General features: G+C 52.6%; 19 protein-coding genes and 2 tRNA genes. 6 read left to right on the forward strand and 15 right to left on the reverse strand.

What is annotated here, in order from left to right; translation table 11 throughout:
- Window positions 1-12 precede the first annotated feature (12 nt).
- The 4 genes from wzzE to trxA form a co-directional block, all read right to left on the reverse strand.
- The gene (gene wzzE / locus ACKI5T_RS18085; protein WP_219347253.1) at window positions 13-1,059 is read right to left on the reverse strand and encodes an ECA polysaccharide chain length modulation protein; all 1,047 of its coding nucleotides are present in this window, start codon (window positions 1,057-1,059) and stop codon (window positions 13-15) included.
- 13 nt (window positions 1,060-1,072) lie between these two features.
- On the reverse strand, window positions 1,073-2,176 hold the full coding sequence (wecA, locus tag ACKI5T_RS18090) for a UDP-N-acetylglucosamine--undecaprenyl-phosphate N-acetylglucosaminephosphotransferase (RefSeq protein ID WP_407439231.1): 1,104 nt from the start codon (window positions 2,174-2,176) through the stop codon (window positions 1,073-1,075).
- A 240-nt stretch (window positions 2,177-2,416) separates the two neighbouring features.
- Window positions 2,417-3,676, reverse strand: a complete 1,260-nt coding sequence (rho, locus tag ACKI5T_RS18095; protein ID WP_015960963.1) for a transcription termination factor Rho — start codon at window positions 3,674-3,676, stop codon at window positions 2,417-2,419.
- 336 nt (window positions 3,677-4,012) lie between these two features.
- Window positions 4,013-4,342: a thioredoxin TrxA gene (gene trxA, locus ACKI5T_RS18100; protein ID WP_006179218.1), complete on the reverse strand. Its 330-nt coding sequence runs from the start codon at window positions 4,340-4,342 to the stop codon at window positions 4,013-4,015.
- A 144-nt stretch (window positions 4,343-4,486) separates the two neighbouring features.
- Between trxA and rhlB the strand changes: the two genes are divergently transcribed.
- Entirely contained in the window at window positions 4,487-5,752 is a 1,266-nt protein-coding gene (gene rhlB / locus ACKI5T_RS18105; RefSeq protein ID WP_407439233.1) for an ATP-dependent RNA helicase RhlB, read from the forward strand.
- Window positions 5,753-5,757: 5 nt separating this feature from the next.
- Window positions 5,758-7,242: a guanosine-5'-triphosphate,3'-diphosphate diphosphatase gene (gene gppA, locus ACKI5T_RS18110; RefSeq protein ID WP_407439250.1), complete on the forward strand. Its 1,485-nt coding sequence runs from the start codon at window positions 5,758-5,760 to the stop codon at window positions 7,240-7,242.
- 4 nt (window positions 7,243-7,246) lie between these two features.
- Here gppA and rep read toward each other — a convergent pair whose 3' ends face one another.
- The gene (gene rep, locus ACKI5T_RS18115; protein ID WP_059180750.1) at window positions 7,247-9,268 is read right to left on the reverse strand and encodes a DNA helicase Rep; all 2,022 of its coding nucleotides are present in this window, start codon (window positions 9,266-9,268) and stop codon (window positions 7,247-7,249) included.
- 85 nt (window positions 9,269-9,353) lie between these two features.
- On the opposite strand from rep, the gene ppiC reads away from it, so the two are divergent.
- On the forward strand, window positions 9,354-9,635 hold the full coding sequence (gene ppiC, locus ACKI5T_RS18120) for a peptidylprolyl isomerase PpiC (RefSeq protein ID WP_015960967.1): 282 nt from the start codon (window positions 9,354-9,356) through the stop codon (window positions 9,633-9,635).
- A 177-nt stretch (window positions 9,636-9,812) separates the two neighbouring features.
- Here the strand turns inward: ppiC and ilvC are convergent, their stop codons facing one another.
- Window positions 9,813-11,288: a ketol-acid reductoisomerase gene (gene ilvC, locus ACKI5T_RS18125; protein ID WP_235134306.1), complete on the reverse strand. Its 1,476-nt coding sequence runs from the start codon at window positions 11,286-11,288 to the stop codon at window positions 9,813-9,815.
- 159 nt (window positions 11,289-11,447) lie between these two features.
- Here ilvC and ilvY point away from each other — a divergent pair, with 159 nt between their 5' ends.
- Complete coding sequence (gene ilvY, locus ACKI5T_RS18130; RefSeq protein WP_407439236.1) at window positions 11,448-12,338, forward strand: HTH-type transcriptional activator IlvY; 891 nt, start codon at window positions 11,448-11,450, stop codon at window positions 12,336-12,338.
- On the opposite strand, the gene ilvA is transcribed toward ilvY, so the two are convergent.
- The 6 genes from ilvA to ilvL form a co-directional block, all read right to left on the reverse strand.
- Complete coding sequence (gene ilvA / locus ACKI5T_RS18135; RefSeq protein WP_407439251.1) at window positions 12,335-13,879, reverse strand: threonine ammonia-lyase, biosynthetic; 1,545 nt, start codon at window positions 13,877-13,879, stop codon at window positions 12,335-12,337. The two genes, ilvY and ilvA, sit on opposite strands and share 4 nt — an antisense overlap.
- Before the next feature lie 2 nt (window positions 13,880-13,881).
- Window positions 13,882-15,732 (reverse strand): dihydroxy-acid dehydratase, encoded by a 1,851-nt coding sequence (gene ilvD / locus ACKI5T_RS18140; protein ID WP_407439238.1) that lies wholly within the window; start codon window positions 15,730-15,732, stop codon window positions 13,882-13,884.
- Window positions 15,733-15,782: 50 nt separating this feature from the next.
- On the reverse strand, window positions 15,783-16,712 hold the full coding sequence (locus ACKI5T_RS18145; RefSeq protein WP_407439239.1) for a branched-chain amino acid transaminase: 930 nt from the start codon (window positions 16,710-16,712) through the stop codon (window positions 15,783-15,785).
- A gap of 17 nt (window positions 16,713-16,729) precedes the next feature.
- On the reverse strand, window positions 16,730-16,993 hold the full coding sequence (gene ilvM, locus ACKI5T_RS18150; protein WP_015960973.1) for an acetolactate synthase 2 small subunit: 264 nt from the start codon (window positions 16,991-16,993) through the stop codon (window positions 16,730-16,732).
- Window positions 16,990-18,636 carry an acetolactate synthase 2 catalytic subunit gene (gene ilvG, locus ACKI5T_RS18155; RefSeq protein ID WP_407439241.1) on the reverse strand — a complete coding sequence of 549 codons (1,647 nt, stop codon included), beginning with the start codon at window positions 18,634-18,636 and terminating at the stop codon, window positions 16,990-16,992. Before ilvG ends, ilvM begins: the two co-directional genes overlap by 4 nt.
- 139 nt (window positions 18,637-18,775) lie before the next feature.
- Window positions 18,776-18,874 carry an ilv operon leader peptide gene (gene ilvL, locus ACKI5T_RS18160; protein ID WP_071818784.1) on the reverse strand — a complete coding sequence of 33 codons (99 nt, stop codon included), beginning with the start codon at window positions 18,872-18,874 and terminating at the stop codon, window positions 18,776-18,778.
- 343 nt (window positions 18,875-19,217) lie between these two features.
- On the opposite strand from ilvL, the gene ACKI5T_RS18165 reads away from it, so the two are divergent.
- Window positions 19,218-20,738: a YifB family Mg chelatase-like AAA ATPase gene (locus ACKI5T_RS18165; protein WP_407439243.1), complete on the forward strand. Its 1,521-nt coding sequence runs from the start codon at window positions 19,218-19,220 to the stop codon at window positions 20,736-20,738.
- A 30-nt stretch (window positions 20,739-20,768) separates the two neighbouring features.
- Here ACKI5T_RS18165 and ACKI5T_RS18170 read toward each other — a convergent pair whose 3' ends face one another.
- Window positions 20,769-21,107 (reverse strand): DUF413 domain-containing protein, encoded by a 339-nt coding sequence (locus ACKI5T_RS18170; protein ID WP_015960976.1) that lies wholly within the window; start codon window positions 21,105-21,107, stop codon window positions 20,769-20,771.
- Between the two features lie 118 nt (window positions 21,108-21,225).
- On the opposite strand from ACKI5T_RS18170, the gene hdfR reads away from it, so the two are divergent.
- The gene (gene hdfR, locus ACKI5T_RS18175) at window positions 21,226-22,047 is read left to right on the forward strand and encodes an HTH-type transcriptional regulator HdfR (RefSeq protein ID WP_407439245.1); all 822 of its coding nucleotides are present in this window, start codon (window positions 21,226-21,228) and stop codon (window positions 22,045-22,047) included.
- An 88-nt stretch (window positions 22,048-22,135) separates the two neighbouring features.
- On the opposite strand, the gene ACKI5T_RS18180 is transcribed toward hdfR, so the two are convergent.
- Window positions 22,136-22,211, reverse strand: a tRNA-Trp gene (locus ACKI5T_RS18180).
- 54 nt (window positions 22,212-22,265) lie between these two features.
- Window positions 22,266-22,342 (reverse strand) — tRNA-Asp (locus ACKI5T_RS18185).
- Between the last annotated feature and the right edge of the window lie 58 nt (window positions 22,343-22,400).

Below are 22,400 nucleotides of genomic sequence, written 5' to 3' on the forward strand. Positions count from 1 at the left end.
TAGACGGCGTTCTTAAATTGTGCGACGACGCGTGAGTGCCACCCCTGCGCCAATCAGCGCGCCCACAATACCCCACATAATCATCAGGAATGCGCGACGCGGACTATCGCGTTTTACAGGTTCTTCAGGCGTTCGCAAATAACGATAGGTCTGAAAACGGGGGTCGAGCGTAGGCCCTACATTCAGCGTGTTCAGCATGGCGCGGTTTTGATCGTAATCGAGGTCAAAATCTGGCCCAACGGCCTGCAAATTCTCCAGGCGAGCCTGAAGCATCGGACGTCCCAGCAGGAACATCTCTGAATCGGGTAATTCGTCGGCGGGTACATCGGTTTCACTGCGAGAAATATTGCGTTGTTCAGCAATTTTCAGCGCCTGTTCGATGTTGTGTACACGGCGGGAGAAAATCGTTTTAGCCACTTCTTCCTGGCGTTTGACCTGCGCTTTCATCTGGATTGTCCGCGCAGCCCAGGCACCTTTGAGCTCATCGTTCAGATGACTGGCCGCCCGTTGGCTGGCAAAAGCAACGTACTGACGCAGCAGATTGTTGGCATCTGGCGCGGTTTCAGCGATCAGCTTCACGTTATCGTTGATGTTGCGCATAACATCGCCAGGCATAAACTGGATGTTATTAATCAAATCATCAAGAAGCGCGGCATCCGCTTTGCTGTTACCCACCATGCGCTGCTTGTAGTAATCCGTCTGGGACCAGAAATCGCGACGGGTATCCCAGGAAGCCAGCTGCATGATGAACTCTTTGTAAGACTCATCCATCACCGAGGGTTGGTCGGTTGACGCGAGGCTTGCTTTGATGTCGAGATTGCGCAGGAATTGCTGCTGGGAGTAAAACCCTCCCAGCATATTCACCGTTGGTCGGTCAGTAATCGCTGTCGCACTCCATTCTTGTTTTGCAAAAAAGGTATATGCCAGCGCGAGCAGTGCGAACCCCAGTGCGATGCCTGCAATCCACAGCTTGCCCGCCCACAAAACACGAAATAAACCACGAATATCCAGTTCATTCTCAGTTACTACTGATTTCGATCCTGCCAACGGTTGATTCATCACAATCCCGGTTTTACTTAGTTAGTGTTGGATTTTTACCACTGTTTTTACGCATCCGGCGTTTTACACGTTTGATAAAGCGCGCGACTTTCCATGCGCGTTTAATACAGTATCCGTACAGGAAGAAAGCTAGCAAGAATAATGCCAACATCACCCATTCAGGAATGAAATGCGCATATTCTGCAGCCACACCAATACCCGCCAGAAGCGCGGCGGCCAGGGTGATCAACACAAATGCCTGACGTGAAGTAAAGCCCGCACGCATGATCAGATGATGAATATGCTGGCGGTCTGGAGAAAAAGGACTCATCCCTTTGCGCAGTCGACGGTACATGATCGCCACCATGTCCATCAGGGGAATAGCAATAATCCACAGCGCAGTGACCGGGCTGATAGGGTGCGTTTTACCTTGCGTGGTTTCTAACAAAATCCAGATAACGGTAAAACCAATCAGCGTACTGCCCGCATCGCCCATAAAGACTTTATAGCGACGTCCAAGCACACCCAGGTTCAGGAGGATGTAAGGAAGGATGGCGGCGATCATGGCGAAACACCACATCGACAGGCTGTACTGGCCATCAAACCATAAAATAATGCCGATAGCGGCAAACGAAACGGATGACAGCCCACCGAGCAAACCATCGATTCCATCAACCATATTAAAGGCATTGATCGCTGCCCAAACGGCGAAAAGCGTCAGGAAGAAACCGAACGGCCCGAGAACCATTTCCCAAGTGCCAAAAATATAGCCGAGACTGCTGAGATACAGTTTGCCGACAACCATCATAATGATGCCGATGGCAGCCTGAACCGATGCGCGGAATTTTACGCTGATATCAAATCGGTCATCGAGAGCACCTACTAACACCAGAACACCCGCGCAGGCCAGATAGAGCGCCGCGTGAGGAATATAATAATCTGCGATACCGAACGTGAAGCAAATGCCTGCGTAAACGGAGATCCCGCCGACCAATGGGATCAGACCTTGATGACGTTTACGATAGTTAGGCTTGTCCACTAACCCTATTCTCTTTGCCACTTTTCGGGCGAAGAATAAAAAACAGGTTGTGAATAAAAAAATACTGATTAGCTCAGTAACCGCCGTGAGTAGATTCACAATACTTGCTCTCAACAAATGTTAGTCCTGGAAGTATAACCATGAAGCCACCGCTCCCGAAGGATTAAAGCTGGCCTCGCACAACTCCCTTTGTATGTTTTTCAATCAATTAATCTTTGACGTTACAAACTTTCTGATTGTCGCATCGGCAGGTCAAAAATGGGAGTCTGCGGTTATAGCGTATAGTCCAAAAAAAGAAAACGCCACGTAAAAACGTGGCGTTTGCTGGGTTTATTTGTTTTACGAGCGTTTCATCATGTCAAAGAAATCATCGTTGGTCTTCGTCATTGCCAGCTTATTGATGAGGAACTCCATTGCGTCGATTTCACCCATCGGGTGAATGATCTTACGCAGGATCCACATTTTCTGCAGCTCTTCCTGAGTGGTGAGCAGCTCTTCTTTACGCGTCCCTGAACGGTTGTAATCGATCGCTGGGAAGACACGCTTCTCGGCGATTTTACGTGCCAGGTGCAGTTCCATGTTACCGGTGCCTTTAAACTCTTCGTAGATAACTTCATCCATTTTAGAGCCGGTATCAACCAGCGCTGTTGCGATAATCGTCAGGCTTCCGCCCTCTTCAACGTTACGCGCGGCACCAAAGAAACGCTTCGGACGGTGTAATGCGTTCGCATCCACACCACCGGTCAGCACTTTACCGGAAGCAGGAACTACGGTGTTGTAAGCACGCGCCAGACGAGTGATGGAGTCGAGCAGAATAATAACGTCTTTCTTGTGCTCAACCAGACGCTTAGCTTTCTCGATAACCATTTCAGCCACCTGAACGTGGCGAGAGGCTGGCTCATCAAAGGTAGAAGCAATCACTTCACCTTTCACCAGACGCTGCATCTCCGTTACTTCTTCTGGACGCTCATCGATCAGCAGAACCATCAGTACGCAATCAGGATGGTTGTAAGCAATGCTCTGCGCGATGTTCTGCAGCAGCATGGTCTTACCTGCTTTCGGTGGTGCCACGATCAGACCACGCTGACCACGACCAATTGGAGAAGCCAGATCCAGAACGCGAGCCGTCAGGTCTTCGGTAGAACCGTTACCACGCTCCATGCGCAGGCGAGAGTTCGCGTGCAGCGGCGTTAAGTTTTCAAACAGGATCTTATTGCGCGAGTTTTCAGGTTTATCGTAGTTAACTTCGTTAACTTTCAACAGCGCAAAGTAGCGTTCACCCTCTTTAGGAGGACGAATCTTACCTGAAATGGTGTCACCAGTACGGAGGTTGAAACGGCGGATTTGGCTAGGGGATACGTAGATGTCATCAGGACCGGCGAGGTAGGAGCTGTCTCCAGAACGGAGGAAACCAAATCCGTCTTGCAATATCTCCAGTACACCGTCGCCAAAGATATCTTCGCCACTCTTAGCATGCTGCTTCAGGATGGCAAAAATGATGTCCTGCTTGCGCATACGAGCCTGGTTTTCAAGGCCCATGTTTTCGCCGAGAGTAATCAGCTCAGAAACCGGCGTATTCTTTAATTCGGTAAGATTCATAATGGTGTGGGTTCTTAAACTCGGGGTAAATCTCGAACTTAATTTGTGAATGGTATGGAAGGGTCATCCATGCCTGTTTGCGGCCATCAACTCATGTCTGTTCGCTGTCTGGTTACAGGAAAAGAACGCAGCTCTGAAACGACAAGACGGATTGAGTGACAAGCCCGGAATCTAGCAACTTCACGCACTGTGAGTGTCAACAATGGGAAGCATCGGGTAAAACAAGAACGACAAGGTATGTTTAAATCGAAGTCATAAGTAACTTAGCACGACTAAAGCCGGGCGTCCAGAGATCCGAATCAATTCGGAATTCCAGACGCCACAGGCCGAGAGACCTTACGCCAGATTCGCGTCCAGGAACTCTTTCAACTGACCTTTGGACAGCGCGCCCACTTTGGTCGCAGCCACTTCGCCGTTTTTGAACAGCAGCAGTGTCGGGATGCCACGAATGCCGTATTTCGGCGCGGTGCCCGGGTTCTGGTCGATGTTCAGCTTGGCAACCGTCAGTTTGCCCTGATATTCGTCAGCGATTTCATCCAGAATCGGAGCAATCATTTTGCAAGGACCACACCATTCAGCCCAGAAATCGACGAGGATCAGCCCGTCAGCTTTAAGTACGTCCGTGTCAAAACTATCGTCAGTCAGGTGAATAATTTTATCGCTCATATATAACTCCACAGGAATAAGCCTGGCGTGTTGGTGTAGGATTAATCAACGGCGTGTTGATGTAGCATTAACCAACTAAAGGTTGACTTTATTTCACCGGATACGCTTTCGTAAAGCAATAGTAAGCTGATATTCTACCACACTATGAGCAAAACACATTTAACAGAACAGAAGTTTTCCGACTTCGCCCTGCATGCAAAAGTCATCGAAGCCCTTGAAAATAAAGGCTTCCATTACTGCACGCCCATTCAAGCTCTCGCCCTGCCGCTCACGCTGGCGGGTCGCGATGTTGCAGGGCAGGCGCAAACCGGTACTGGCAAAACGATGGCGTTTTTAACGTCAACGTTCCATTATTTACTCTCAAACCCGGCAATGGCTGACCGAAAAGTTAACCAACCGCGTGCGCTGATTATGGCCCCAACGCGAGAACTTGCGGTTCAGATCCATGCTGATGCAGAACCCCTGGCGCAGACCACCGGCTTAAAGCTGGGTCTGGCTTATGGCGGCGATGGTTACGATAAACAGCTGAAAGTATTAGAAAGCGGTGTTGATATTCTGATCGGCACCACTGGCCGTCTTATCGATTACGCCAAGCAAAACCACATTAACCTTGGTGCAATCCAGGTTGTGGTACTCGACGAAGCAGACCGTATGTACGATCTGGGCTTCATTAAAGATATCCGCTGGTTGTTCCGCCGCATGCCGCCTACGCCGCAGCGCCTGAATATGCTTTTCTCTGCCACTCTCTCTTACCGCGTCCGTGAACTGGCGTTCGAACAAATGAACAACGCCGAATACGTCGAAGTTGAGCCGGAACAGAAAACGGGCCACCGTATTAAAGAAGAGCTTTTCTATCCTTCTAACGAAGAGAAAATGCGTCTTCTGCAGACCCTCATCGAAGAAGAGTGGCCAGATCGCGCCATTATTTTTGCGAACACCAAACACCGCTGCGAAGATATCTGGGGCCATTTGGCTGCGGACGGTCATCGCGTAGGCCTGCTGACGGGCGACGTCGCGCAGAAAAAACGTCTGCGTATTCTCGAAGATTTCACCCGTGGCGATCTGGATATTCTGGTTGCGACTGATGTTGCTGCGCGCGGCCTGCACATCCCAGCCGTTACGCACGTCTTCAACTACGATCTCCCTGACGATTGCGAAGATTACGTTCACCGTATCGGCCGTACCGGTCGCGCTGGCGCAAGCGGTCACTCTATAAGCCTGGCCTGTGAAGAGTACGCGCTGAACCTTACCGCGATTGAGACCTACATCGGTCACTCTGTTCCGCAGAGCAAGTACAATCCGGACGCGTTGTTGAGCGAACTGCCACCGCCGAAACGCCTGACGCGTGCACGCTCTGGCAATGGTCCGCGTCGCACTGGCGCGCCGCGTAATCGCCGTCGTCCGGGCTAAAAATGATGATCACCGGTTCCTCGCTCTATGCCGCTATTGATTTAGGTTCGAATAGTTTTCATATGCTGGTAGTGCGCGAGGTGGCGGGGAGCATTCAAACCCTGACACGCATTAAGCGTAAGGTCCGTCTCGCGGCGGGCCTGAGTCAAGATAACCACCTTTCTCCCGAAGCGATGGAACGCGGCTGGCAATGCCTGCGTCTCTTCGCTGAACGTCTGCAGGACATCCCGCACAATCAAATCCGCGTTGTCGCGACAGCTACCTTACGTCTGGCGGTCAACTCTGTTGATTTTATCGCTAAAGCGCAGGAGATTCTCGGCTGTCCGGTACAGGTGATCAGCGGCGAAGAAGAAGCGCGTCTGATTTACCAGGGCGTCGCCCATACCACTGGCGGCGACGATCGTCGTCTTGTTGTGGATATTGGTGGTGCAAGCACGGAACTGGTCACCGGTACAGGTGCCCAGGCGACGTCACTGTTTAGCCTATCGATGGGATGCGTAACCTGGCTCGAGCGCTATTTTACCGATCGTAATCTCGCCCAGGAAAATTTCGACGAGGCGGAAAATGCCGCGCGTGAAGTCCTGCGCCCGGTCATGGACAAACTGCGTTATCACGGCTGGAAAGTGTGCGTCGGGGCGTCGGGTACGGTTCAGGCGCTGCAAGAAATCATGATGGCGCAGGGTATGGACGAGCGTATTACGCTTGCCAAACTTCAACAGCTCAAACAGCGCGCCATCCAGTGTGGTCGCCTTGAAGAGCTGGAAATCGAAGGCTTGACGCTGGAGCGCGCGCTGGTTTTCCCAAGCGGCCTGGCGATCCTGATTGCCATTTTCTCCGAGTTGGACATTCACTGTATGACGCTTGCGGGCGGTGCGCTGCGCGAAGGGCTGGTTTACGGTATGTTGCATTTGGCGGTAGAACAGGATATTCGCAGCCGTACGCTGCGTAATGTCCAGCGCCGCTTTATTGTCGATACTGAACAGGCACAGCGCGTTGCACAGCTGGCTTCGAGCTTCGCGAATCAACTCAAGACAACGTGGGCACTTGAGCCTTTAAGTCAGGATTTACTCATTAGCGCCTGTGCGCTGCATGAAATGGGTCTGAGCATTGATTTCAAACAGGCGCCCATTCATGCCGCCTATCTGGTACGAAATCTTGATCTGCCTGGATTTACCCCAGCGCAGAAAAAACTGCTCGCCACCTTGCTTCTGAACCAAACCAATACTGTCGATCTCTCCTCTTTGCATCAGCAAAATGCCGTACCACCGCGCGTTGCCGAACATCTCTGCCGGCTTCTGCGTCTGGCGATTTTGTTTGCCAGCCGCCGCCGCGACGATTTGCTGCCCGCAATCAATCTTGAGGCCGAAGGTGAAAACCTGACGCTCACGCTTCCAGAAGATTGGTTAGATAATCATCCGCTTGGCGCAGAAATGATTGAGCAGGAATACCAGTGGCAAAGCTATGTCCACTGGACTTTAGAGGTAAAATAGCGGGTTATTTCTCTTTCGCTTTTGCCAGCATCGCGCGGATATTCGCCACGTTCGCCTGCCCTTTGTGCATTCTTTCTTCCGCGGTAATCACTTTGCGTTCTTGTTCCCATTGCAAATCATCTTGAGGTAACTCCAGCAGGAATCGACTCGGTTCTGGACGCACCATTTCGCCATATTGACGGCGCTCTTTGCACAGCGTAAATGTCAGCTCTTTCTGGGCGCGGGTGATTCCTACGTACGCCAGTCGCCGCTCTTCATCGACGTTATCTTCGTCAATGCTGCTCTGATGCGGCAGTAATCCCTCTTCCATCCCGATTAAATAGACATACGGAAATTCCAGCCCTTTAGACGCGTGCAGCGTCATCAGCTGAACCTGATCCGTCTCTTCATCGCTCTCCCCGCGCTCCATCATATCGCGCAGGGTAAATCGGGTGACGACCTGGGTCAGCGTCATTGGCTCATCAATTTCAGAGCCTTCCAGCATTTCGGTCATCCACGTGAAGAGCTGGTTGACGTTTTTCATGCGCATTTCCGCCGCTTTTGGGCTCGCGGACGTCTCATACAGCCAGGATTCATAGTTGATACCGTGAATCAAATCGCGCACCGCAGAGACCGGTTCGCGCTCGGCGAGACGTTGGATTTCGCCCAGCCACTGGGTAAAGCGCGTGAGCGATTCATAACCGCGCCCGGTCAGCGACTGGCTAAGACCCATATCAAAGCTGGCGGTGAACATGCTTTTGTTGCGCGTCATCGCCCACTCACCCAGCTTTTGCAGCGTCGCAGGGCCGATTTCACGCTTCGGTGTATTCACGATACGCAAAAACGCACTGTCATCGTCCGGGTTGGTGAGCACGCGCAGATAAGCGAGTAAATCTTTGATTTCAGGGCGAGAGAAAAACGACGTGCCGCCCGAAATTTTGTACGGGATGCGGTTTTGCATCAGCATCTTTTCAAACACGCGCGACTGGTGGTTGCCGCGGTAGAGAATCGCATAGTCTTTGTAAGCGGTTTTATTGACGAAGTGATGGGCAATCAGCTCACCCGCCACGCGCTCTGCCTCATGCTCTTCATTGTTGGCGCTAAGCACTTTGAGTTCCGTGCCGTATCCCAGTTCGGAGAAAAGGCGCTTTTCAAAGACATGGGGATTATTGGCGATCAGGATGTTTGCCGCCTTCAGTATCCGCCCTGAAGAGCGATAGTTCTGCTCAAGCTTAACCACCTGTAATGCCGGGAAATCTTGGCTCAACAGCACCAGGTTTTGCGGACGAGCACCACGCCAGGAATAAATCGACTGGTCGTCATCGCCAACCACGGTGAAGCGTGCGCGCTGTCCCACCAGCAATTTCACCAGCTCGTATTGGCTGGTGTTGGTGTCCTGATACTCATCCACCAGCAGATAACGAATCTTGTTTTGCCAGCGCTCCCTTACCTCTTCATTACGCTGTAAAAGCAGCGTCGGTAGCAGAATCAAATCATCAAAATCGAGAACATTACAGGCTTTGAGGTGGTCGTCGTACAGGCTGTAGCAGTGCGCAAAGATCCGGTCGCGCTCGCCTTTAGCACTCGCGGCGGCCTGAGCGGGCGTCATCAGATCGTTTTTCCAGTTTGAGATCGTCGAGATCAGCTGCTGGAGGATAAGTTTGTCGTCTTCGATCCGCCCTTCAGTCAGTTCTTTGAGCAGCGCCACCTGATCGGTATCGTCAAATAGTGAGAAATTGGATTTCATCCCCAACGCGGCATATTCGCGCTTGATGATATCCAGGCCCAGCGTGTGGAATGTCGAAATCATCAGGCCGCGCGCTTCTTTGCGCCCCAGCGTTTGCCCGACGCGCTCTTTCATCTCGCGCGCGGCTTTGTTGGTAAAGGTCACCGCGGCGATATGACGTGCCTGATAGCCGCAGCCACGAATCAAATGCGCGATTTTATTGGTAATCACGCGCGTTTTTCCGGATCCCGCCCCCGCCAGCACCAGGCAAGGTCCGGTGACGAATTCGACAGCTTGTTGTTGTCCGGGGTTTAAACGCATATGCAGGTCACTCAATGAAAGTCGGGAGAGGAGGAAAACGCGTGGTAGTATAGCGAGCCTAATCCATACCACTCAAGGCACGATCATGGCAAAAACAGCAGCAGCACTGCATATCCTTGTTAAAGAAGAAAAACTGGCATTAGATCTTCTGGAACAGATCAAAAACGGCGCAGACTTCGAGAAGCTGGCGAAGAAACACTCTACCTGCCCATCCGGTAAAAAAGGCGGCCACCTGGGTGAATTCCGTCAGGGCCAGATGGTTCCGGCGTTTGATAAAGTGGTGTTCTCCTGCCCGGTGCTGGAGCCAACTGGCCCGCTGCACACTCAGTTCGGTTACCACATCATTAAAGTGCTTTACAGGAATTAATAAAAAGCCCGGTGAGCTTACGTTCACCGGGCTTTTTTAATAGTGAAAAGCGATTCCTCTTTGGATTTCGATTTGCAGGAAGGCGGCAAATGAGCACAGTCCAGGAACATAGATAACGATGTAACTGGGCTGTGCGAATGCCGCCAACGCATCTGCACGTCGAGAGGCGACGAGGAATCAGCCTGCGACGGCAATACGCTTCATATCTTTCATATAACCACGCAGCGTATGGCCCACGCTTTCGATTGCATGGCTGCGAATCGCTTCGTTCACGTCACGCAGCTGAGCGTTATCTACCGCGCCTTCAGCAACCGCTTTACCCAGGTCGCCTGTCTGCAGGGTCGTCATGAACTCTTTCAGCAACGGTACGCAGGCATAAGAGAACAGATAGTTACCGTACTCGGCAGTATCAGAGATAACCACGTTCATTTCATACAGACGCTTACGCGCAATGGTGTTCGCGATCAGCGGCAGCTCGTGCAGTGATTCGTAGTAAGCAGACTCTTCGATGATTCCGGAATCAACCATCGTTTCGAATGCCAGCTCAACGCCCGCTTTCACCATCGCGATCATCAGAACGCCTTTATCGAAGTACTCTTGCTCGCTGATTTTACCGTCAAACTGCGAAGCGGTTTCGAACGCGGTTTTGCCGGTCTCTTCACGCCAGGTCAGCAGGTTTTTATCGTCATTTGCCCAGTCAGCCATCATACCGGAGGAGAATTCCCCGGAGATGATATCGTCCATGTGTTTCTGGAACAGCGGAGCCATAATCTCTTTCAGCTGCTCTGACAGCGCATAAGCACGCAGTTTTGCTGGATTAGACAGACGGTCCATCATCAGCGTAATTCCGCCCTGCTTCAGCGCTTCGGTGATAGTTTCCCAGCCGAACTGAATCAGTTTTTCTGCGTATGCCGGATCGGTACCTTCTTCCACCAGCTTGTCGAAGCACAGCAGAGAACCAGCCTGCAGCATGCCACACAGAATGGTTTGCTCCCCCATCAGGTCAGATTTTACTTCTGCCACGAATGAGGATTCCAGAACGCCCGCACGGTGACCACCGGTTGCAGCAGCCCAGGCTTTGGCAATCGCCATGCCTTCGCCTTTTGGATCGTTTTCCGGGTGAACGGCGATCAGCGTCGGAACACCGAAACCACGTTTGTATTCTTCACGCACTTCGGTGCCTGGGCACTTCGGCGCAACCATCACCACGGTGATGTCTTTACGAATTTGCTCGCCCACTTCAACGATGTTGAAACCGTGAGAGTAACCCAGCGCAGCGCCGTCTTTCATCAGCGGCTGAACGGAACGTACCACGTCGGAGTGCTGTTTGTCTGGCGTCAGGTTAACAACCAGATCCGCCTGCGGCACCAGCTCTTCGTAAGTGCCCACTTTGAAGCCGTTTTCGGTCGCTTTACGCCATGATGCACGCTTTTCAGCAATCGCTTCTTTACGCAGGGCGTAAGAGATATCCAGACCGGAGTCACGCATGTTCAGGCCCTGGTTCAAACCCTGTGCGCCACAGCCGACGATGACCACTTTTTTACCCTGAAGGTAGCTTGCGCCATCGGCAAATTCGTCGCGCGCCATGAAGCGGCATTTGCCCAGCTGCGCCAGCTGCTGACGCAGATTCAGTGTGTTGAAGTAGTTAGCCATGGTGGAACCTCGTGATGTTGTGTTGTGGTGCTTATTATTCGGTGTACTTCGCTTATGCGAGAATGAACTTACTATATGACAGGAAATTTATTGCGGAAATTGATATATTCACAACGTCACGTTGCAATTTCTGCAACGTAAAATCGTGGAGTACGTCCTGTGGATTTACGCGATCTGAAAACCTTTCTGCATTTGGCAGAAAGCCGACATTTTGGCCGCAGCGCACGGGCGATGCACGTCAGTCCCTCCACGCTTTCCCGGCAAATCCAGCGCCTCGAAGAGGATCTTGGTCAGGCGCTGTTTGTTCGCGATAACCGCACCGTCACGCTCACAGAAGCGGGCGAAGAATTGCGCGTCTTCGCCCAGCAAACGCTTTTGCAATATCAGCAGTTGCGCCACACCCTCGATCAGCAAGGCCCATCGCTCTCGGGCGAACTCCATATTTTTTGTTCTGTGACGGCGGCGTACAGCCATTTACCGCCCATTCTTGATCGCTTCCGCGCAGAACATCCGTCCGTTGAAATAAAGCTCACCACTGGCGATGCCGCCGACGCGATGGAAAAAGTGGTGACGGGTGAAGCGGATCTGGCGATTGCCGGTAAACCGGAAATGTTGCCCGGCGCGGTGGCGTTCTCTATGCTGGAAAATCTGGCAGTGGTGTTGATCGCCCCGGCGCTGCCCTGCCCGGTGCGTAATCAGATCTCAGTGGAGGATCCTGATTGGTCAACGGTGCCGTTTATCATGGCCGATCAGGGTCCGGTTCGCCGCCGCATCGAGCTGTGGTTCCGTCGGCAGAAAATCAGCAATCCGTCCATTTACGCCACGGTAGGCGGGCACGAAGCGATGGTGTCGATGGTGGCGCTTGGATGCGGCGTGGCGTTGCTCCCGGAAGTGGTGCTGGAGAATAGCCCGGAGCCGGTGCGTAATCGCGTGATGATTTTAGAGCGCAGCGATGAGAAAACGCCGTTTGAACTGGGTGTGTGCGCACAAAAAAAGCGGCTGCATGAGCCGCTTATTGACGCTTTCTGGCAGATTTTGCCAAACCACTAGCCCGCCAGGAAGAACCTGAACGCCGGGTTATGGGTTTCGTCATGACAATCGTAGCCCAACTCGTTCAGCCGCGTTTCAAAATCTGGCTCGTGCTCGCCCAGCTCAAAGGCGGCCAGCACGCGTCCGAAATCCGTACCGTGGCTGCGATAATGGAACAAGGAAATGTTCCAGTGCGTTCCCAGCGTATGCAGGAATTTCAGTAACGCGCCCGGTGATTCCGGGAACTCAAAGCTGAACAAACGTTCCTGCAACGGCTTAGACGGACGTCCGCCGACCATGTAGCGCACGTGCAGCTTCGCCATTTCATCGTCGGAGAGATCCACCACGCTGTAGCCGCCTTCATGCAGCAAACTCAGAATCTCTTTGCGCTCTTCCACGCCACGGCTCAAACGCACACCAACAAAAATACAGGCGTCTTTGGCATCGGCAAAACGGTAGTTAAATTCGGTGACCGAACGCCCGCCGAGCAGTTGGCAGAATTTCAGGAAGCTGCCCTTCTCTTCCGGAATGGTCACCGCCAGGAGCGCTTCACGCTGTTCGCCCAGCTCGCAGCGTTCGGAAACGTAACGCAAGCCGTGAAAATTGACGTTAGCGCCAGACAACACATGCGCCAGACGTTCGCCGCGAATGTTGTGCTGCGCGATGTATTTCTTCATCCCCGCCAGCGCCAGCGCACCGGACGGTTCCGCAACAGCACGAACATCTTCGAACAAATCTTTCATTGCGGCGCAAATTGAATCGCTGTCGACGGTGATGATGTCGTCGAGATATTCCTGACACACGCGGAAGGTTTCATCGCCAATACGCTTCACGGCAACACCTTCGGCAAACAACCCCACCCGCGCCAGGTCGACAGGATGCCCCGCATCCAATGCCGCTTTCAGGCACGCAGAGTCTTCCGCCTCAACGGCGATGACTTTGATTTGCGGCATCAACTGCTTGATGAGCACCGCGACGCCTGCGGCAAGGCCGCCGCCGCCAACCGGGACGAATACCCGATCGAGGTGCGCATCCTGCTGCAACAGTTCCAGGGCCAGCGTTCCCTGGCCTGCAATGACCATCGGATGATCAAACGGAGGTACCCAGGTAAAACCCTGCTGCTGCGCGAGGTCGATCGCTTTCGCTTTGGCTTCGTCAAAGTTGGCGCCGTGCAATAACACTTCACCGCCAAAACCGCGTACCGCATCGACTTTGATATCAGCGGTTGCTACGGGCATCACGATGAGCGCTTTCACGCCCAGACGCGCGGCAGAGAACGCTACACCCTGTGCATGGTTGCCCGCAGAAGCCGTAATTACACCGCGTGCTTTTTGCTCCTCGTTCAGCCCGGCCATCATCGTGTAAGCGCCGCGCAGCTTGAAGCTGTGCACAGGCTGTCGGTCTTCGCGCTTCACCAGAATCACGTTATCGAGACGAGACGAGAGCTTGTCCATTTTTTGCAGCGGTGTGACCTGTACAGCCTCGTAGACTGGCGCACGCAGCACCGCCCGGAGATATTCCGCCCCATCGGGGGCGGCGGATAAGGGTTGTGATTCGGCCATCATTAGCCCCCAAGTTTGGATTTATCGCGCACCGCGCCTTTGTCAGCACTGGTGGCAAGCGTGGCGTAGGCACGCAATGCGTAAGAAACCTCACGCTGGCGATCTTTCGGCGTCCATGCTTTATCACCGCGAGCGCCTTGCGCTTCGCGGCGCGCTGCAATTTCTTGATCGCTCAACTGGAGCTGAATGCCACGGTTTGGAATGTCGATTTCAATCAGGTCGCCGTCTTCGATAATTGCGATATTCCCGCCGCTCGCCGCTTCCGGTGAAACGTGACCGATAGAGAGTCCAGAAGTGCCGCCCGAAAATCGGCCGTCGGTGATCAGCGCACAGGCTTTGCCCAGACCCATCGACTTCAGGAAGGTCGTTGGGTAAAGCATTTCCTGCATGCCCGGTCCGCCTTTTGGCCCTTCGTAGCGAATCACCACCACGTCACCTGCAACCACTTTACCGCCCAGAATCGCCTCAACGGCATCGTCCTGGCTTTCGTACACTTTCGCCGGACCAGTGAATTTCAGAATACTGTCGTCGACGCCTGCGGTTTTAACGATACAGCCGTTTTCGGCAAAGTTACCGTACAGAACCGCCAGGCCGCCTTCCTGGCTGTAAGCATGCTCCAGCGAGCGAATGCAGCCTTCGGCGCGGTCATCATCCAAAGTATCCCAACGGCAGTTTTGCGAGAATGCTTTGGTGGTACGAATCCCGGCAGGGCCCGCGCGGAACATGCTTTTCACCGCATCGTCTTTGGTGAGCATGATGTCGTACTGCTCAAGCGACTGCGGCAGCGTCAGCCCGAGAATGTTTTTCACTTCACGGTTCAACAGCCCGGCACGATCCAACTCACCCAAAATCCCCAGAACGCCACCGGCACGGTGAACATCTTCCATGTGATATTTTGGCGTGCTCGGCGCGACTTTACACAGCTGCGGCACTTTGCGGGAAAGCTTGTCGATATCGCTCATCGTGAAGTCGATTTCGGCTTCCTGCGCCGCCGCCAGCAGGTGCAGAACGGTGTTGGTTGAACCTCCCATGGCGATATCCAGCGTCATGGCGTTTTCGAATGCGGCTTTGTTGGCGATGTTACGCGGCAGCGCGCTGGCATCGTCTTGCTCGTAATAGCGTTTGGTCAGCTCAACGATGCGCGTCCCGGCACTCAGGAACAGCTGCTCGCGATCGGCGTGCGTCGCCAGCAGTGAACCGTTGCCCGGCTGAGAAAGACCCAGCGCTTCGGTCAGACAGTTCATGGAGTTAGCGGTGAACATACCGGAACAGGATCCGCAGGTTGGACACGCGGAACGTTCCACCTGATCGCTTTGTGCATCGGAGACTTTTGGATCCGCGCCCTGAATCATCGCATCGACGAGATCGAGCTTGATAATCTGGTCTGAGAGCTTGGTTTTACCGGCTTCCATCGGACCACCGGAAACAAAGATCACCGGAATGTTCAGACGCAAGGACGCCATCAGCATCCCTGGGGTGATTTTGTCGCAGTTGGAGATACAGACCATAGCGTCGGCGCAGTGGGCGTTCACCATGTATTCCACGGAGTCGGCGATCAGTTCGCGCGACGGCAGGGAATAAAGCATGCCTCCGTGGCCCATGGCGATACCGTCGTCCACCGCGATGGTGTTGAACTCTTTTGCCACGCCGCCAGACGCTTCGATTTGCTCAGCGACCAGTTTGCCGAGATCGCGCAAGTGCACATGGCCCGGCACAAACTGGGTGAAGGAGTTCACCACGGCGATAATCGGCTTACCGAAGTCGTCGTCGGTCATCCCGGTTGCGCGCCACAGCGCGCGGGCACCGGCCATATTGCGGCCGTGAGTGGTGGTGGCAGAACGATACTTAGGCATGCTTAATCTCTCTCATGAGTGGGACGGTGCGTGCCGCCCCAAAATTATGCTTATGAATTAACTTGATCCAACCAGCCCCATTTATCTTCCGTTTCACCGGTGAAGAGGCCAAAGAATGCTTGCTGAATACGTTTGGTGACCGGGCCACAGTGGCCTTCGCCCACCTGGATGCCGTCAACGCTGCGAACCGGGGTGATTTCTGCCGCCGTTCCGGACATGAATACTTCGTCGGCCAGATACAGCGATTCGCGGGACAGCACCTGCTCGCGCACTTCAATATCCAAATCTTTCGCCAGCTTGATAATGGCGTCGCGGGTGATACCCGGCAATGCAGATGAGGTGAACGGTGGCGTGAACAGGATACCGTCTTTCACTTCAAACAGGTTCTCACCCGCACCTTCAGAGATGTAGCCATTCACATCCAGGGCGATACCTTCCTGGTAACCGTGGCGGCGCGCTTCGCTACCCACTAACAGTGAAGAAAGGTAGTTACCACCGGCTTTCGCAGCGGTCGGGATGGTGTTTGGCGCCACGCGATTCCAGGAAGAGACCATGGCGTCGATCCCCTGATCCAGCGCGTCAGCACCTAAATATGCCCCCCATGGGAAGGCGGCAATAATCACGTCAGTGGTGTAACCGTCTGGCGGGTTTACGCCCATTCCGACATCACCCACGAAGACCAACGGGCGAATATAGGCGCTGGTCAGGTTGTTTTGACGAATCACGGCGCGGCACGCTTCCATCAATTCATCAACGCTCTGAGAGACAGGAAAACGGTAGATTTTGGCCGAGTCACGCAGACGCTGCATGTGTTCGCGATGACGGAACACCACCGGTCCTTTGTGAGAATCGTAGCAACGGATACCTTCAAAAACGGAGGTGCCGTAGTGCAGGGCATGGGACATGACATGGATCTTCGCGTCTTCCCAACGCACCATCTCACCGTTGAACCAAATGTAATCCGCTTTCTTCGTGGTCATTTTTCTTCCTATTGCGCTCAGGCGCGAATTTGTTGTGATGCGGTTGTGCTCTGGCAGATGGCGACGTGGGCAACATCAACCAGTTTACTTAGCTGACTAAACAGTAAGTCGACCGACCGTGGGCTGGCAACGGTCAATTCGATATTTATGTTCTGGGCATCGGTGGCGGTTTCCATATTCATGGCGCAAATCTGAAAACCACGATGGCGTACCACGCGCAACACGCGCTCTAACGTTTCCGGGTTGAAGCGAGCCTGCACGGCGACTTGATGTTGCATCATGATAATTTCTCCAGCATTTGTGCGTTACTGGCACCGGGTGGTACCAATGGCCAGACATTCTCAAGCTCGTCGATTGAGACATGAAGCAGATAGGGCCCCTCGCTGGACAGCATGGTGTCGAGTGCCGCTTCAACCTGGTCTTTACGGGTGATGTGTTGGCCTGGGATGCCGAAGGCGCTAGCTAACACGAGGAAATCGGGGTTATCGGTAAGGGTCGTTTCGCTGTAGCGTTCGTTGAAGAACAACTGCTGCCACTGGCGAACCATCCCCAAACGCTGGTTATCCAGTAACAGGATTTTCAGCGGTAACTGTTTACGCTTAACGGTGCCCAGCTCCTGAACGTTCATCATGAACGAGCCGTCACCCGAGACGCAGATAACCGTATCGTTGGGACGCGCAACCTGCGCACCCACCGCTGCGGGTAATCCAAATCCCATGGTGCCTAAACCGCTTGAGGTGATGAAATTTTCCGGGCGGGTGTAAGTCATGTGCTGTGCGGACCACATCTGATGCTGACCGACATCGGTGGTGACCACGCTGTTAGCCGGTTTACGATCCGACAGCTGCTTTAACAGCAATGGCGCGTAGATTGCTTCGCCCGGGTGGTCGTAACGCCAGGCATTTTCTGTGCGCATCTGCGCCGTATGTTCACGCCATTTGTCGATCGACAAAGACTGCTGCAGTACTGGCAATAAAGCATTCAGATCGCCCTGCAATGTCACATGAGCCTGACGCAGTTTATGCATTTCTGCGGGGTCGATATCCATGTGGATCACTTTCGCATTCGGCGCAAACGTATTCAGCTTACCGGTCACACGGTCATCAAAGCGGGCGCCCACTGCGATAAGTAAATCGCACTCTTGAACGGCCAGATTAGCGGCTTTCGTCCCGTGCATACCCAACATTCCCAGATAGTACGGGTAATCAGCATCTACCGCGCCGAGGCCTTTCAGCGTGCAGGTTGCAGGCATTTGAGTGACGTCGATAAATTCCCGCAGAGCCGGAACCGCCTGCGCCATACCTACGCCACCGCCGATATACAGGATGGGTTGCTGCGCCTGCGCCAGCATCTGCTGGGCGTCTTCTACTTCTGCGTACGGGAAAGCATCTTCCGTTTCAACCGTGGAAAAATGGGGCTCCAGATCGCCCATTGCGAGCTGGATATCTTTAGGAATGTCGATCAGGACCGGGCCCGGACGCCCTGAGTTTGCCACCTCAAAGGCTTCTGCCATTACGCGTGGCAGTTCTTCCAGAGACTGCACCAAAAAGCTGTGCTTGGTGCAGGCCAGTGACAACCCCAGAACATCCACTTCCTGAAACGCATCTGTACCAATCAGGGGCAACGCCACCTGACCGGTGATTGCCACGACAGGAACGGAATCGAGTAACGCATCAGCCAGGCCGGTGATCAGGTTAGTCGCCCCAGGACCGGAAGTCGCCATACAAACGCCGGTTTTCCCCGTGGCTCGGGCGAAACCAATCGCCGCCATTGCCGCGCCCTGCTCGTGTCGGCACAACAGATGTTCCACGCCGCCGTCATACAGTGCATCGTAAATCGGCATAATTGCGCCTCCTGGATATCCGAACACCATCTCGACTCCCTGCGCGCGCAACGCATGTACTACCCACTGTGCCCCATTCATAGTCAGTTCCCCGTCATACTTCGAGAGAAACAGTATTTTATGCTAGTCATCATTATCTGCTCCTCGTTTAAGTTTTTAAGTCATAAAAAAACCCCCGGACCTTTCGGTGCGGGGGTCTTAGTTCGTTAAGGCTTGTTTTTTAAGCCTTTCCTCGTCCAAGTGCAGCCCCGCACGGTGGGATAATAATCACCACCACGCTAATTACGACTAGGCTAATCACTTGTAGAAGGGCTTTCATATTCAGTTATTTTTGCATCTTGTTCGAAGGAATACCTAAAGAGGTAACACAGATATTGATTTGAAGACAAGGAATATTTACGGCGCATTCATTTGGCTAACGAATCGTTTTGTTAAAAATGATTGTTTTATATAAGAAATTTATAAAATGAAGATTTTTCATTATTTTCTTCAAGCTGGCATTGGGCGATGCACAAGCTTACTTCGAGTTGCGAGCGTGATTCAAGCATTATGCAAACATTGCATAATGTCTTAAAAAAACGTGAAAGCGCCTCGTAATGCTACAAATTGCTGCTAAAAAACGAAAAGCAATCCATGCATAGTGACATCAAAAGGAGGCGTTCATGTCACTGTCTGTTGTCTATACCCGCGCTGCTTTAGGAGTGCAGGCCCCGCTCATCTCTGTTGAGGTTCATCTGAGTAACGGTCTCCCGGGTTTAACGCTCGTCGGGCTGCCCGAAACGACAGTGAAAGAAGCCCGAGATCGCGTTCGCAGCGCCATTATTAATAGTGGTTATACCTTTCCGGCAAAAAAGATAACCATCAACCTGGCGCCTGCAGACTTGCCCAAAGAAGGCGGGCGATATGATTTACCTATCGCTATAGCGCTTCTCACCGCCTCTGAGCAACTTAACGCCCCCAGACTGAACACGTATGAGTTTGTTGGCGAATTAGCGCTTACAGGCGCGTTACGTGGCGTTCCCGGCGCAATCTCCGGAGCGTTAGCCGCCTTACAGGCGGGAAGAGAGATCATCGTTGCTGCCGAGAATGCATCAGAAGTCAGCCTGATCGAGAAAAAAGGTTGCCTGATTGCCAATCACCTACAAGAAGTCTGTGCTTTTCTCGAAGGCCGTCATGAGCTTGCCGAACCCGAGGAAAATCGTTTAGTAGTATCAGACTCTCTTGACGACCTGAGCGATATCATTGGCCAGGATCAGGGAAAGCGTGCGCTGGAAATCACTGCGGCCGGTGGTCATAACCTTCTGCTTATCGGGCCGCCAGGGACAGGAAAAACGATGCTGGCAAGTCGGCTGAACGGTCTGCTCCCACCACTAAATAATCAGGAAGCACTTGAGAGTGCCGCAATCATAAGTCTGGCGAATTCAATATCATTGAAGAAGCAATGGAAGAGACGACCGTTTCGTTCTCCTCATCATAGTGCCTCACTCTGCGCGATGGTCGGCGGAGCCTCCATTCCTGAGCCCGGTGAAATCTCTTTAGCCCATAACGGAATTCTTTTTCTTGATGAGTTACCGGAGTTTGAACGACGAGTTCTGGATGCATTACGTGAGCCTATCGAGTCCGGACAGATCCATATTTCACGTACACGCGCGAAGATTAGCTACCCCGCACAGTTTCAGCTTATTGCCGCCATGAATCCAAGCCCATCAGGGCATTATCAAGGCAATCACAACCGGAGTACGCCTGAACAAACGCTTCGCTACCTGGGGAGGCTGTCAGGGCCCTTCCTTGACCGTTTTGATTTGTCCCTGGAGATCCCGCTGCCACCACCGGGAGTGCTTAGCCAGACAAACTCTACGGGTGAAACCAGCGTGACCGTGCGGGAAAGAGTGATCATCGCACAGGCACGACAGTTGAAGCGCCAAAATAAGCTCAATGCACGTCTCGATAACGCCGAGATTCGCCAGCGTTGTCGTTTATCAGAGGAGGATTCCCGTTGGTTAGAAGAGACGTTAACGCGGCTTGGGCTTTCAGTGCGGGCCTGGCAACGCTTATTGAAGGTTGCACGCACTATTGCAGATTTGGAGAGTTGTGGAGATATCGAGAGGAGGCATTTGCAAGAAGCATTAAGCTATCGCGCGATAGATCGTCTGCTGCTGCATCTGCAAAAGATGCTGACGTAAAAAAGGGGCCGAAGCCCCTTTCTCATTATATCAATCGTCCGATTCGGTGTAGTCTTCTGCGCCTTCTACCTGTGGCTTACCGCCAGACAGTGTATGAAAACGCTTTGGTCGCTTAATACGACCCATGTACTTGATCCACACACGTTCTATTTCAGATTCCGGCTCACGTTCCCCACGGCAAACGGCAACAAACTGTTTTTCGTCTTCCGTTGCAGGCTCACGTTTCCCCAGATCTAACTCGTTAAAAGCGTAACCATGACGTTCAAGCAGTTGCGCTTCTTTAATGGTGAAGTCACCGTGACGAGAGAACCCACGCGGATAATTTTTATTGTCAAAAAAACGATTAGTCGTCGTAAAGCTTTCCGCCATCCTACACGCTCCTAATTCTTTGGCCGAGCTATTTATGGCGCGGAGTATTAGTTACGCTTGACAGAGTGTAAAACAAAAGATTTAAATCATAACGACAAATAATTTTGCGGAGAAAGATGTGGATACGGAATTGCTAAAAACTTTCCTCGAAGTGAGCAGAACGCGTCACTTTGGGCGGGCAGCAGAAGCGCTTTATCTGACGCAATCAGCGGTCAGTTTTCGTATTCGCCAGCTAGAAAACCAGCTTGGTGTGAATCTTTTTACCCGTCATCGCAACAATATTCGCTTAACTGCTGCCGGGGAAAAGCTCCTTCCTTACGCAGAAACATTGATGAACACCTGGCAGGCCGCGCGAAAAGAAGTCGCCCACACCTCGCGATACAATGAGTTTTCTATTGGGGCCAGCGCGTCTTTGTGGGAATGCATGCTGAGTCAGTGGCTTACCCGTTTATACCGGTCACATGACAATTTGCAATTTGAGGCCAGGATCGCACAGAGACAATCGCTTGTGAAGCAGCTGCATGAACGCCAGTTGGATCTTTTGATTACTACCGAAGCCCCTAAAATGGATGAATTTAGCAGTCAGATCCTTGGACAGTTTAGTCTCGCACTCTATGCCTCTGCGCCTTCAATGATGAAAGCGGATCTGACCTATTTGCGCCTGGAATGGGGTCCTGATTTCCAACAGCACGAAACGGGTTTGATTGCTGCGGATGATGTCCCGGCTCTGACAACGAGTTCAGCTGAGATGGCTTGTCAGCAATTAACGACTCTTAAAGCATGTACCTGGTTGCCCGCTCGTTGGGCCGATGAGAAACCAAATTTGCACACTGTTACGGATTCAACAACGCTATCCAGACCGCTTTACGCCGTTTGGCTTCAGAACAGTGATAAGCAGATGCAAATAAAGGATCTTTTAAAAATCAATGTGATGGATTGATAGCTGAAGACTTGCAAGGATGCAGGTTTTGAGGGTTTTGGGGATTTCGAAACAAAAAAAATCCTTTGCCTAAGCAAAGGATTATATATGGCAGGGGCGGAGAGACTCGAACTCGCGACACCCGGTTTTGGAGACCGGTGCTCTACCAACTGAGCTACGCCCCTAAATTTTCTTACTATTAAGCCTGCTTGTTTAGCAGGCTTAATTTTTATAATAAGTGGCGGAACGGACGGGACTCGAACCCGCGACCCCCTGCGTGACAGGCAGGTATTCTAACCGACTGAACTACCGCTCCACCGAAGACTGCTGTAACCACCGGATTTATGCACCGGCTTACTACTTAATTTGATGCC

This window comes from Lelliottia sp. (assembly GCF_045627565.1).
Classification (GTDB): domain Bacteria; phylum Pseudomonadota; class Gammaproteobacteria; order Enterobacterales; family Enterobacteriaceae; genus Enterobacter.

Coding starts and splice junctions, on each gene's coding strand:
- wzzE (WP_219347253.1), bottom strand. CDS start 1,059: ATGAATCAACCGTTGGCAGGATCGAAATCAGTAGTAACTGAGAATGAA.
- rho (WP_015960963.1), bottom strand. CDS start 3,676: ATGAATCTTACCGAATTAAAGAATACGCCGGTTTCTGAGCTGATTACT.
- trxA (WP_006179218.1), bottom strand. CDS start 4,342: ATGAGCGATAAAATTATTCACCTGACTGACGATAGTTTTGACACGGAC.
- rhlB (WP_407439233.1), top strand. CDS start 4,487: ATGAGCAAAACACATTTAACAGAACAGAAGTTTTCCGACTTCGCCCTG.
- gppA (WP_407439250.1), top strand. CDS start 5,758: ATGATCACCGGTTCCTCGCTCTATGCCGCTATTGATTTAGGTTCGAAT.
- rep (WP_059180750.1), bottom strand. CDS start 9,268: ATGCGTTTAAACCCCGGACAACAACAAGCTGTCGAATTCGTCACCGGA.
- ppiC (WP_015960967.1), top strand. CDS start 9,354: ATGGCAAAAACAGCAGCAGCACTGCATATCCTTGTTAAAGAAGAAAAA.
- ilvC (WP_235134306.1), bottom strand. CDS start 11,288: ATGGCTAACTACTTCAACACACTGAATCTGCGTCAGCAGCTGGCGCAG.
- ilvA (WP_407439251.1), bottom strand. CDS start 13,879: ATGGCCGAATCACAACCCTTATCCGCCGCCCCCGATGGGGCGGAATAT.
- ilvD (WP_407439238.1), bottom strand. CDS start 15,732: ATGCCTAAGTATCGTTCTGCCACCACCACTCACGGCCGCAATATGGCC.
- ACKI5T_RS18145 (WP_407439239.1), bottom strand. CDS start 16,712: ATGACCACGAAGAAAGCGGATTACATTTGGTTCAACGGTGAGATGGTG.
- ilvM (WP_015960973.1), bottom strand. CDS start 16,993: ATGATGCAACATCAAGTCGCCGTGCAGGCTCGCTTCAACCCGGAAACG.
- ilvG (WP_407439241.1), bottom strand. CDS start 18,636: ATGAATGGGGCACAGTGGGTAGTACATGCGTTGCGCGCGCAGGGAGTC.
- ilvL (WP_071818784.1), bottom strand. CDS start 18,874: ATGAAAGCCCTTCTACAAGTGATTAGCCTAGTCGTAATTAGCGTGGTG.
- ACKI5T_RS18165 (WP_407439243.1), top strand. CDS start 19,218: ATGTCACTGTCTGTTGTCTATACCCGCGCTGCTTTAGGAGTGCAGGCC.
- ACKI5T_RS18170 (WP_015960976.1), bottom strand. CDS start 21,107: ATGGCGGAAAGCTTTACGACGACTAATCGTTTTTTTGACAATAAAAAT.